The sequence below is a fragment of the Mesorhizobium sp. L-8-10 genome, assembly GCF_016756635.1.
Classification (GTDB): Bacteria; Pseudomonadota; Alphaproteobacteria; order Rhizobiales; family Rhizobiaceae.
This window is the reverse complement of the sequence record NZ_AP023263.1, coordinates 2,832,562-2,844,444: the sequence shown is the minus strand read 5'-3', so window position 1 is coordinate 2,844,444 and position 11,883 is coordinate 2,832,562. Positions and strand designations below refer to the sequence as shown.

Genomic DNA, 11,883 nt, shown 5'->3' with positions numbered 1-11,883 from the left:
TTGACCAGCTGAATATCAGTCTTGGGCCTCGCTGCGGCATCTCGGCGGAACGCGATGCTTTGCCGTGCGATGCAAGCGTGGTCTGAAACGTCGAGCAACTGACGACCCAAGAAGCCGCTAGTGTCGCAGATTGTGCTTGCGCTTGACGAAGTCCTTGGCTGTTTCCACCGCAACTGCTGCGTCACGGCAATAGGCGTCGGCGCCGACGGCCTTGCCGAACTCCTCGTTGAGCGGCGCGCCGCCCACCAGCACGATGTAGTCGTCGCGAATGCCCTTTTCCTTCATCGTATCGATCACCACCTTCATGTATGGCATGGTCGTGGTCAGCAGCGCCGACATGCCGATGATGTCGGGCTGGTGCTCCTCGATGGCGTTCAGGTAGTTCTCGACCGGGTTGTTGATGCCGAGGTCGATCACGTCGAAGCCGGCCCCTTCCATCATCATGCCGACGAGGTTCTTGCCGATGTCGTGGATGTCGCCCTTCACGGTGCCGATCACCAGCTTGCCCTGCTTGGGTGCGCCGGTGGCGGCAAGCAGCGGACGCAGGATGGCCATGCCCGCCTTCATGGCGTTGGCCGACAGGAGCACTTCGGGGACGAACAGGATGCCGTCGCGAAAGTCCTCGCCGACGATGCGCATGCCTTCGACCAGCGCCTCGGTCAGCACCTTGTAGGGCAACCAGCCGCGATCGAGCAGGATCTGCGTGCCTTCCTCGATCTCTTCCTTCAGGCCGTCATAGAGGTCGTCATGCATCTGCTGGACGAGCTCGTCGTCGGACAGCTCGGACAGGATGATCTCGTCGGACATTTTCTTCCCTCCTTGCAGTCGACGAGCGAATAGGAGCCGGCACAATCCGCGATGGCGCCGACTCGCTGGTCGAGCTCCCAAAGATTAAATCAAGCCTTTTCCAGCCAAACCTTTTCAAGATCCATCTGGAAAGTCGGATGGATCGAGTAGTTCTTCACCTTCTCATTCATGTGGTTGTATAGCTTCTGCCAATAGGGCTGGATGATGATGCCCGAGTCCTGGATAATGGTCTCGACGTCCTTCATCACTTCGCGGCGCCTGTCCGGATCGCTGATCGACAGCGCTTCCTGCAGCTTCTTGTCGAAGTCCGGGTTCGAGTAGCCCGTCTCGTTCCAGGCCTCGCCCGAGCGATAGGCCAGCGCCAATACCTGCACCCCGAGCGGGCGCATATACCAGACGGTCAAGGAGTACGGATATTTCGTCCAGTCGTTCCAAAAGGTCGAGCCGGGCAGAACCGTGCGCTTTACCTTGATGCCGGCGTCGCGCAGCTGGGCGGCGATAGCGTCGCCGGTGCTCTTGTTCCAATCGTCGTCCACGGTGATCAATTCGTGCTCGAAATCGGCCTGTCCGGCCTCAGCCAGGAGCTTCCTGGCGCCTTCCGCATCGCGCGACTTCTTGGGGAGCTCGGCGTATTCGGGATGGATCGGGCTGACATGGTGGTTTTCGGCCACCGTGCCCCGCCCGGCATAGCCGAGTTGAAGCACGACGTTGTTGTCGACTGCCATTTGCAACGCATTGCGGACGCGCTTGTCATCGTAAGGCTTCTGCGTGACGTTGGTGCGTGCGACCAGCGTTGTAGCGGTCTGGATTTCCGTCTTCTTGAGGCCGAGCCCGTCCAGAATGTCGACGTACTCCGCGCCTGTTTCGTTGTTCAGGTCGACCTCGCCGGACTCGAAGGCGTTCGCCATTGTGTTCGGGTCGGTACCGTAATCGATGAACTCGACCCCATCGAGCAGAGCTTCTCCACCCCACCATTTACCGTTCTCGCGGCGCTTTACGATCGCCTTCTGACCGACGTCGTAGGATACGAGTTCGAAGGCCCCTGTACCGATCGGTTTCACTATTGGGTTGGCGCCGTCCGCATCGAAGTTCCGATGCACGACCAAGGCGGGATAGTCCGTCAGGTTAGGAATGATCGAAATATCGGACGCCGTGAGCGAAAGCCTGATCGTATGATCGTCGACTTTGGTGATCGCCCCCTCGCGCGCCTTGCCAGAGGCTAGATCGATCAGAGTGTTGACCCGCGCCGCCATTGAGTTGCCCGCGGCGCTCTTGTCGCACCAGCGATTGAAGTTGTAGATGACATCGTCGGCGTTGAACTCGTCGCCATTGTTCCAGGTCACGCCCTTGCGAACGTGAAGCACGTACCCTGTGGCATCGTCATTGACCTCCCAACTGTCCAGAAGCACCGGCTCGAAGGTGAACTCTCGGGTGTAGCGAACGAGAGGTTCGAGCCAGGTCCGGGAGATGTTGGCCATCTCCACCCAGTCATAGGTACGGGGGTCCTTCTGTTCCTTGACAACCATTGCGACGCGCAACGTTCCGCCCTTCGTGCCTTCCTGCGCGACAGCCCGAGACGGTGCGACCAGACCTGCCATGCTGTACGCCAATGCAGTCGACGCACCCATCGCGCTCGCGAGCGCAAGAAACTCGCGTCTATCCATGCGGCCACCTCGGGCTTCAGAAGCCAGTTTCTCGATTGCCTGAGGGACGCAGTCGCCATTGCACCTGAAGAAACGCATGCTCTCCTCCTTGTTTGCGCTATCCCTGCCGAATTCCCATGGTTCAGCCTGCCCCCTTCACAGTCTCAAAGCATACCGAATGCCGTCATAGATGGCGGCGTGGATGTTGCGGGAGGCAACTGCATCGCCAATGCGGAACAGCGTATAGGCCGCGGCGGGTTGGCGGGCGGGGAAAGCATCGCCGCCATTGACGAGCGCGTCGTAATCGACCGCGCCAAGGTTCCTGGATGCCGGCTTCAGCGCGAAGTACAGGTCTTCGAGCGGCATCGTCCCGTGCTCCATCACGATCTGGTCGACCCGTCGTTCCGCGCTCCATTCCTTGGCGAAGTCGGAGCCCAGCGTGGCGACGAGTTGATTGCCCTCGCGGCGGATGGACCTGACGCGCGTGTTGATCGTGATCCGGACACCCTTCTCGTGGAAGGCTTGCATGTAGGGGACATGGTTCATGCCGCCCATTTCCGGGGCGAAGAAACGCTCGGGAGAGACAAGTTCCAGGATCGATCCCGCGTTGGCGATCACCTCCGCTGCGCTCATCCCCGGATGACCGCCATTGTCGTCGTAGAGCAGCACATTCTCGGCCGGCTTCACACTGCCGGACAGGATGTCCCAGCTGGAGACGACAAGGTCGTCACCGTGTTCGAGTGGCGGATTCTGCGGCAGCCCGCCCGTCGCGACGATCACGACATCGGGATCGAGCGCATTCACGTCGGCAGCTTCCGCCCAGACGTCGTAGCGGATGTCCACGCCGAGACGCTCCAGTTCCGCCAGGCGCCAGTCGACGATGCCGATCAGTTCCTTGCGGCGGGGGTTCTGCACGGCCAGCCTGATCTGGCCGCCCGCTTGGCCGGAGGCTTCGAGCACGGTGACGGAATGGCCGCGCTCGGCGGCCACACGGGCTGCTTCCAGGCCTGCCGGACCGGCGCCGACGATCACCACCTTCTTGAGCGCCCCATCAGAGCGCGCAATCACGTGCGGGATCGTCGCCTCGCGGCCGGTCGCGGCATTGTGGATGCAGAGTGCCTCTCCGCCTTCATAGATGCGATCAAGACAGTAGGTGGCGCCGACGCAGGGGCGGATGCGGTGCTCGTCGCCAGCCATCACCTTCCGCGCGATGTAAGGGTCGGCGATGTGCGGACGCGTCATCCCCACCATGTCAAGCTTGCCGGTGGCGATCGCATGGCGCGCTGTCGCAACGTCGGCGATGCGCGCGGCGTGGAACACCGGGAACCTGGTGGCTTCCCGCACTTCTCCGGCAAAGTCGAGCGAAGGCGACGAGCGCATCCCGGTGATCGGAATCACCTTGGTCAGCGAAGCGTCTGTTTCGATCGTGCCGCGGATGATGTTGAGGAAGTCGAACTTGCCCGACGAAGCCAATCGCCGGGCGATCTCGATGCCTTCGGCCTTGGTCAATCCGTTTTCGATGTCCTCGTCGGCCACCATGCGGATCCCGACGATGAAATCCGCACCCACGGCCGCGCGCACGGCGTCGATGACCCTCCAGGTAAAGCGCAGCCGGTTGTCGAGCGTGCCCCCGAACTCGTCGTCACGCTGGTTGGTCAGCGGCGACCAGAACCCATCCATCAGGTGACCGTAGGACTCGAACTCTATGCCGTCGAGACCGGCTGCCTGCATGCGTTGGGCCGCACTCGCATAGTCGGCGACGATGCGGTCGATGTCCCATTCCTCCATCGTCTTCGGAAAGGCGCGATGCGCCGGCTCACGCATCGGGGAAGGTGCGAGCACCGGCAGCCAGTCCGCCTTGTTCCAGCCGGTACGACGCCCGAGATGGGTGATCTGGATCATCACCTTGCAGTCATACTCGTGGCACTGGTCGGCGAGGTCTCGAAGCCATGGCACGATGTCATCGCGATATGCATGCAGATTGCCAAAGGCCGCCGGGCTGTCACGCGAAACGATTGCCGAGCCGGCAGTCATGGTCAGCGCAATGCCGCCCTTGGCCTTCTCGGCGTGGTAGAGCCGATAGCGCTCCTTCGGCAGACCGTCCTCCGAATAGGCCGGCTCATGACTTGTCGACATGAGCCGGTTCTTCAGGGTCAGGTGCTTTAGCCGGTAAGGCTGGAGAAGCGGGTCCTTGGTGAGTGGCGCGTTCATGGTCTCCCTCGGATCGGCAGGGACCGGGGCTGCAACCTGATGGACGTTCTGCCTTGTGCGATTATCATCATCACTGGGTCGATGGTTGCTCAGTTCACGGTATCTGGCAGGGCCTTCTCGCGCCGCGCGACAAAGTCCCGCAGAGCCTCGGCGATGCCGTCGTCGAGCTTCGGCTCCTCGTAGTCCTTGAGCATGTTGCGCGCTTTCTCCCGTCCACGCGTGTCATGATCCTTCGCCCCTTCCGCGCTCCACTGCTCAAAGGAGTTGAAGTCCATCACCGTCGGCATGAAGAAAGCTGACTCGAAGTGTTCGAGCGTATGTTGCGTGCCGAGGAAATGGCCGGCCGGACCCACCTCGCGGATCGCCGCCATCGCGTCCTCGAAGTCGTCGAACGGAACGCCTCCCGCATATTTGTACCAGCCGACAAGTTGTTCGCAGTCGGTGGCGAATTTCGAATAGCCGCAGGTCAGTCCGGCTTCGAGCCACCCCGCGGCATGCCAGATGTAGTTGGCCCCGGACAGGATCGCTGCGTGCATGAGCATGTTCGCCTCATAGCCCGCCTGGGCGTCGTTGAGCTTGGATCCGACGTGAAACCCCGAGGTGCGCCAAGGTAGCCGGTACTTTCTGGCGAGCGCGCCCATCAGATACATCATCTGCGCGGCTTCCGGCGTGCCCCCCATGGGGGCGCCGGTCTTCATGTCGACGGTGACCATGAACTGCCCATAGATCTGCGGCGACCCCGGGCGCAGGAGCTGGGTGAAGGCGACGCCGGCAAGCGCCTCGGCATTGACCTGCGCCACCGCGCCCACTGAGGACGCTGACGTCGAAGCCCCGCACAGGGCGAAAGGCGCGAGGATCAGCGGCTGATTGTGCCGTGCATAGACCTTCATCGCGTCCAGCATGGTCGCGTCCCAGACCAGCGGTGAATTGCAGTTTGTGATTGCCACCAGCACCGGATTGTCGCGAACGAATTCCTCGCCGAAGACGATGCCGGCCATCGCCATCGTGTCCTCGGCGCGATCCCTGGACGTCACGATCCCCATGAAGGGCTTGTCGGAGTGCTTCAGCGCCGAATGGACGATGTGAAGATGGCGCTTGGGAACGGGAACCTCCATCGGCTCGCAGATGATCGAGCTCGAAGAGTGGAGCGCCGGTGCCATGTAGGCGAGCTTATGGAAGCTCTGGAGATCCTCGAGCGTGCCGTAACGTCTGACGTTGTCGAGGTCGCGCACATAGGGGGCGCCGTACATCGGCACGAAGATCGTGTTCTTTCCGCCGACTTTCACCGAACGTTGCGGATTGCGAGCGTTGAGGGTGAATTCGGACGGCACCTTCGACACCAGTTCCATGAGCAGGTGGCGGTCGAGCCGCACGCGCGTGCCGGACACGTCCGCGCCGGCCTGCTTCCACATGGCGATCGCCTCGTCGTCGCGGAATTCGCATCCCACCTCTTCGAGGATACCGAGGGACGCCTGATGGATGAGTTCCACCGCTTCGTTGGGGACGATCTCATAGACCGGGATCTTGCGTACCAATGTCGGCAGCGAGGGCAACGCCGCGCTGCGCAGAGCCTTCCGCCCGATCCGCCCCCCGCCGCGGCGGTGGGTTGCCGGTTCCAACGTCTGAATCTTGTCCGCGATACTCATGCCTGGCGCTCCCTTCCGGCAAAGAGAACGCTTCGCAACCCTGATGTTCAAGCGAATAAGGAACCATGGTCGATTGAGCTCAGCTCAATCGTCGAGCGAAAGCAGCCAGTCCCGCAAGATGGTCGCAGGGCGGCTTAGCGGGCGGCGAGCGCTCCATGTCACGAAGTAGGATTGCGGTGCCGCGATTTCGGCGTCGCTGAGTTGCACCAGATCGCCGGCTTCGATCAACGGCGTGACGAGGCTCGCCCAGCCGAGCACCACACCCTGCCCGGTGCGCGCGGCCTGCAGGGCGATCACGTGGCTGTTGAAGCGCCGCACGTTGAGCCGTCGCTCCGCACAGCCGGCTTCGCGGAAGAAGTCAGCCCAGGTGGTCCAGTCCCAGTCTATGCCTTCGACGGAAAGCAGTTGGAGCTGCGCCAGATCATCGAGCGTCTCAACGGAATGTTCACGGGCGAAATCCGGACTGGCCACCGGGAAGATGCGATCGTCATACAGTTTCGCCGACAGTTCGTCCGGCCATTCACCGCTGCCGTAGCGAAGCCGAAGATCGATGTCGGGACGATCAAGGCCGCGAGAATGATCCGAAATGACATGGTCGACGACGATGTCCTGGTGGTTGGCCCAGAAGGCGCCCATGCGCGGCATCAGCCAGAGATGAGCCATCGCCATGGTACATCCGATGGTAACGCTCGACTGGCCGCCGGAAGTTTTCAGTTGCCGGAACGTGGACGAAATTCGCTCGAACCCCTCGCGTAGGGCCGCTGACATCGTCTCTCCTTCACGTGTCAGCTCAAGCGCCCGGTGTCGGCGCAGGAAGAGCGGATTGCCGAGCTCGTCCTCGAGCATGCGAACCTGCTTGGAAATGGCGCCGGGCGTGACGTTAAGCTCTTCAGCCGCCTTGGTCAGACTGAGATGGCGCGCCGATGCTTCGAATGCCGCGAGCGCTTTCAGCGAAGGGAGGCTGTAATACCGGCGAACCATCATCTATCGGTCGGGCTCCCGACGCTCACGGTGAGTGGCCAGTTGCTCTTCACAATCCGCGGCATCCGACCCAGCCATTAGGCCGACATATTCACTGCAGCGCAATACTCGCCTTCTGGCGCTCACTGTGCGAGCCTGTGGGCGATTTCGGATACAGGTACCAGGAAGCGACCGCCGCCATCGGATGGCGTGGTTGTTTTGGAGGGAAGGTCGATGTCGGACCAGGTCTTCAAGCGATTGTTCGCGCCGGTCGCCCTGCGTGGCAAGATGCTCCGCAACAGGATCGTCTTTGGCGCGCACACGGCGAACATGGCGGTCGAAGGACTGCCGACCGAACGGCATGTCTGCTATTACGCCGAACGTGCGATCGGCGGCGCGGCGATGATCGTGGTGGAACCGATGCCGGTGCACCGGGCCGCCGTCCTCACCCGCGGTAACTTCCGTCCTTCCGATGACGGCGTCATTCCGCATTTCCGCAAGGTGACGGAGGCGATCCGCGCCAACGGCGCGATCGCGATCCAGCAGCTCTACCATGTCGGGCAGCACGCCGATGCGGACAACTCCTTCCATGCCGGCTGGTCGCCCTCCGGCTTGCCGAGCTATCACGATTCCGATGGCTCGCATCGCATGACCGAGGCCGAGATCGACGAGACTATCGACGGTTTTGTCCAAGCGGCACGCCGCTGCCGGGAGGCTGGCTTCGACGGCGTCGAGGTTTGGGCAGCCTATCATTCGATGCTTGACCAGTTCTGGACGCCCTGGTCGAACCGGCGCGACGATCGCTGGGGCGGCAGCCTGCAAAACCGCACCCGCATGAGCCGCGAGGTCATGACCCGCATCCGGAGAGAGTGCGGCGACCACTTCATCGTCGGTCTCGCGGTCAATGACGAACCGGACGTCGAGGTGGCTCTGAAACGCGAGGCGCTGGCCGAAATCGTCGACCTGCACGACCGCGATACGCTGATGGACTACGTGACTTGCGGATCGGGCAGCTATTTCGACTTCTACAAGATCATGCCGACCTTCGTGTACCCGGAGAAGCTTGGCGCCGATCTGGCGGCGGTGCTCAAGTCCACGGTGCGCCACGCCTTGGTCACGGCGGAAAGCCATATCCGCACGCCGGAGAATGCCGAGAGCGTACTCAGCGAAGGCCGCGCCGATCTGGTGTCGATCGTGCGCGGGCAGATCGCCGATCCGCATCTCGCCGCCAAGGCTGCCGCCGGACGCCCGCAGGACATCCGCGGCTGCCTTTCCTGCAACCAGATGTGCTGGGGCCGCCGCTCGCGGGATTACTGGATCAGTTGCGTCGTCAATCCTTCCGCCGGGCGCGAGTGGGAGTGGGGCGGTGATCGTTTCACCCCGGCCGGGCGGCCAAAGCGGGTGTTCGTCGTCGGCGGCGGGCCGGCCGGGCTGGAGGCGGCACGGGTGGCAGCCGAACGCGGGCACCGTGTGACGCTTGCCGAAGCCTCGGATCGCCTCGGCGGCCAATTCCGACTGGCCGGCCTGCAGCCACGCCGCGCACAGATCCTCGACCTCATCGACTGGTACCAGCGGCAACTCGGCCAACTCCAGGTGGACGTCCGTTACGGGCAGTATGTCGAAGCGGAAGATGTCGAGCGCGAAGGCGCCGATCATGTGATCGTCGCGACCGGGTCCTTGCCGCCCAGCGGCGCCTTCCAGCGGGCACTGCCACAGTTCGACGACATTCCAGGCGGAGGGCCGGTTCTCTCGGCCGAGGCCGTGATGGGGCGCGAGGCAAGACCGGGAAAACGCGTTCTCCTGCTCGACGACGGCGGCAACTGGAAGGGAAGTGGAACAGCCTGGAAGCTTGCCGAAGACGGCCATGAGGTGACGATTGTCACGCCGGATGCGCTCGTCGGCAAGGAGCTCCAGCGGATGGCGGTGGATCTGCCGTTGCGCCGCGCCCTCGCCCGCCTCGGTGTCCGTTTCCTGACCGAAGGCGCGATCGTTCACTGGGATGGCAAACAGGCAACGATTGTTTCGCTGCTTGACGAGCGCGCGCAGAAGGTTGAGGCCGATGCCCTGGTCTACGCTGCCACCAACATCGCGGAGGACAGTCTTTCGCGGGACCTGCAGCAACACGGCATAGCCTTTACGGCGATCGGCGATTGCACGGCCCCTCGCCAGGCTGCGTTCGCAATCCATGATGGGCGCAAGGCGGCTCTGGCACTGTGAATGCTCCACCGCCTGAAAGGCGGTGGCTTCGGGTTACGGCTTAAAGCCGGATCGGTCCGCCGGCGGCGGACGAGGCGCTCACTCACGTCACGTTGAAGTTGTCATCAGGCTCGGGTGGCGCTTGGTTCTTGATATACTCCATCCACATCTCGTCCGTTACGTTGCCACTCGTGGTAACCCAATAGCCTCTCGCCCACAGATGCTGGCCCCAGTAGCGCTTGCGCAATATCCCGAATTCGCTCAGCAGCTTGTGCGAACTGCGCCCTTTCAGGTGCTGCACGGCGCGCGACACCGACAGGCTCGGCGGGATCGACAGCAGCATATGCACATGGTCGCGGTTGATCGACCCGGCGTGAACGACCATCTCGTGGGCCCGTGCTGTCTCTCGTAGCAATTCTCGGCAGCGGTTACCCACGTCGCCGCCAAGCACCGCGTAGCGGTACTTCGTCACCCAAACCACATGATATTTGCAGTCCCAGGCTGTGTGGCTGCCACGCTTGTACGCTTCCATAAAACCAATCTACACGGGAAGCGTCGCGATCCCAGCCGCCTAAAGGCGTGGGGTTTCCTGATCCCCTATCGGGGACTCTAAAGCATGTCTCCTCAAAGTGGGCACCGGTTTCGGGACAAGGACATGCTTCAAATCAAGAACCGACAGCGTGTCGCGTGAATCCGCTTCACGCGACACGCTATCGGTGCACCCGGCAATCGTAATGGAACGAGAAGGAGCCACACATGAGCAGTCCAATGCGGATCGGTGTGGTTGGCGGCGGTGGATGGCTTGTAAGTGCTATTGCCGGCTAGTTCTGGCGGGTTACCACGGCCGGGGTGTCGCGCTGTCGCACCGGCTTGGCGCCTGGCTTGCGGCCAGGCTCGCGGACTCGCCGGAAAGGACGGAGATCCCGGCGACCCCGATCAGTCCTTTCCCACTCCACCGCTTCCGGGCGCCGATCCTCAATCTCGGCATGCAGTGGAACCGCCTGCTCGATCTCGTCGGGCGCTGAAGCCGTCATCTCGCTCAGGTTCGTCTCCGTGGGATGCCGAGGGCTGCGAGCGTGACCAGCGCCATGAAGGCACAATAGCCAGCCAGCGGCCAGGCCGTATCGCCGCCGAGGGCAACAACGAACACTGTGCCGACGGCGCCGACGATGAGGCTCTCGACACAGAAATAGAGAGCCACCGCCGTGCCCGCGGCATCGCCGAACGCGTGCAATGCACCGTTGGCGGCGACCGACGAGGTGAAGACGATGCCGACCGCGATCAGCCACATCGGCAGCACGAAGGTTGAGAAGGACGGCTGCCACAGCAACTGTCCCGCTGCGAGCAGGGCGGCGCCGACCACCAGCATCGCCATTCCCCGCGCAACGCAACCAGCAATCCCCCAGCGCGACACGAACCGCTTGGTGAAGCGCGTGGTGAGGATCATGACCAATGCGGCGGTCGCGAAGACCACGCTGAACCCGACCTCGGAAAAACCCGCCCGCCCGATCAGCACGCGCGGAGCCGTCGAGAAGAACACGAAGAAGGCGCCCATGGCGGCGCTGAAGCCCAGCGTGTAGGTCCAGAAGTCGAGGCTGAGCAGGATCGTTCCGAACGTCGGCGCAACAACGGGCCCGGCGGCGGATCGCGTCTCCTTCCACCTCGGCAGGGCGTGCGCCAGCGCGGCGGTCGCGAGCAGGCCGAGCGTGGCGAAGATGGCGCGCCAGCCGAGATGCTCGGCGATCAGCGCGCCCGCGATCGGACCGAGCGCCGGCACGAAAGCCAGCATCGAGCCGAAGAGACCGTAGATGACGGCCCCTTCCGGACGCTCGGCATAGACGTCACGAACCGTCGCGAATGTCGCGACGAGCGCGGCCGACGCACCCGCCGCCTGCAGCAGGCGCAGGACGACGAAGACCGATACCGACGAGGTGGCGGCGAGCGCGAGGGAGGTGACGAGGAAGAGAGCCGCCCCGCCGATCAGCACCGGCCTGCGGCCGATACGGTCCGACAAAGGCCCGAACAGGATCTGCCCAAGGCCGAGCATCACCATATAGAGGCTCAATGTCAGTTGGACTGTCGAAGCCGTGGTCCCAAGAATACCAGGCATGGCCGGTACGACCGGGAGATAGATGTCCATGGCCAGCGAGGCCAGGATGTCGAAGGGCGCCATCAGCAGGAGCGCCGACGGCAAGGAGAGGGTCCACGTCGTGGACTTTGTGTAAGACATGGTAAGGCATCCGCTCAAATGGGTGGCATTTGGCGGCGATCTGCCTTCCCCTGGGGAAATGGGACCTGACCGGACAGAGCGCCGCAACAACGATCGGATGTTGTTGCGGCCTACCGGTCTGCTGACTTGCCAGGCTCCATGGCGCTGCCCCGTAGTCCAATGGCGCTTTCTTGAAGCGCGAGACGCCCCG

The 11,883-nt window shown here is 62.9% G+C and carries 9 protein-coding genes; 2 read left to right on the top strand and 7 right to left on the bottom strand.

Translation table 11 applies throughout. The annotated features are described in order from the left end of the window. Positions 1-117: 117 nt before the first annotated feature. From JN280_RS13245 to JN280_RS13225, 5 genes are all read right to left on the bottom strand, one after another. A complete protein-coding gene (locus tag JN280_RS13245; RefSeq protein ID WP_202312760.1) occupies positions 118-807 on the bottom strand; it encodes a corrinoid protein in 690 nt (229 codons plus the stop codon). A gap of 89 nt (positions 808-896) precedes the next feature. Next, positions 897-2,549, bottom strand: coding sequence for an ABC transporter substrate-binding protein (locus JN280_RS13240; protein WP_202312758.1), 1,653 nt, complete (start codon positions 2,547-2,549; stop codon positions 897-899). Positions 2,550-2,606: 57 nt separating this feature from the next. Then, positions 2,607-4,661, bottom strand: coding sequence for an NADH:flavin oxidoreductase (locus JN280_RS13235; RefSeq protein WP_202312756.1), 2,055 nt, complete (start codon positions 4,659-4,661; stop codon positions 2,607-2,609). An 89-nt stretch (positions 4,662-4,750) separates the two neighbouring features. Beyond that, positions 4,751-6,307, bottom strand: coding sequence for a trimethylamine methyltransferase family protein (locus JN280_RS13230; protein ID WP_202312754.1), 1,557 nt, complete (start codon positions 6,305-6,307; stop codon positions 4,751-4,753). Between the two features lie 84 nt (positions 6,308-6,391). Next, positions 6,392-7,291, bottom strand: coding sequence for a LysR substrate-binding domain-containing protein (locus JN280_RS13225; RefSeq protein ID WP_202312753.1), 900 nt, complete (start codon positions 7,289-7,291; stop codon positions 6,392-6,394). Positions 7,292-7,501: 210 nt separating this feature from the next. Here JN280_RS13225 and JN280_RS13220 point away from each other — a divergent pair, with 210 nt between their 5' ends. Further along, positions 7,502-9,484, top strand: a complete 1,983-nt coding sequence (locus tag JN280_RS13220) for an oxidoreductase (protein WP_202312752.1) — start codon at positions 7,502-7,504, stop codon at positions 9,482-9,484. Between the two features lie 82 nt (positions 9,485-9,566). On the opposite strand, the gene tnpA is transcribed toward JN280_RS13220, so the two are convergent. Beyond that, positions 9,567-9,995, bottom strand: a complete 429-nt coding sequence (gene tnpA / locus JN280_RS13215) for an IS200/IS605 family transposase (RefSeq protein WP_202308953.1) — start codon at positions 9,993-9,995, stop codon at positions 9,567-9,569. Between the two features lie 265 nt (positions 9,996-10,260). Here tnpA and JN280_RS13210 point away from each other — a divergent pair, with 265 nt between their 5' ends. After that, positions 10,261-10,488 carry a hypothetical protein gene (locus tag JN280_RS13210; protein ID WP_202312751.1) on the top strand — a complete coding sequence of 76 codons (228 nt, stop codon included), beginning with the start codon at positions 10,261-10,263 and terminating at the stop codon, positions 10,486-10,488. Positions 10,489-10,502: 14 nt separating this feature from the next. On the opposite strand, the gene cml is transcribed toward JN280_RS13210, so the two are convergent. Then, on the bottom strand, positions 10,503-11,693 hold the full coding sequence (gene cml, locus JN280_RS13205; protein WP_202312750.1) for a CmlA/FloR family chloramphenicol efflux MFS transporter: 1,191 nt from the start codon (positions 11,691-11,693) through the stop codon (positions 10,503-10,505). Between the last annotated feature and the right edge of the window lie 190 nt (positions 11,694-11,883).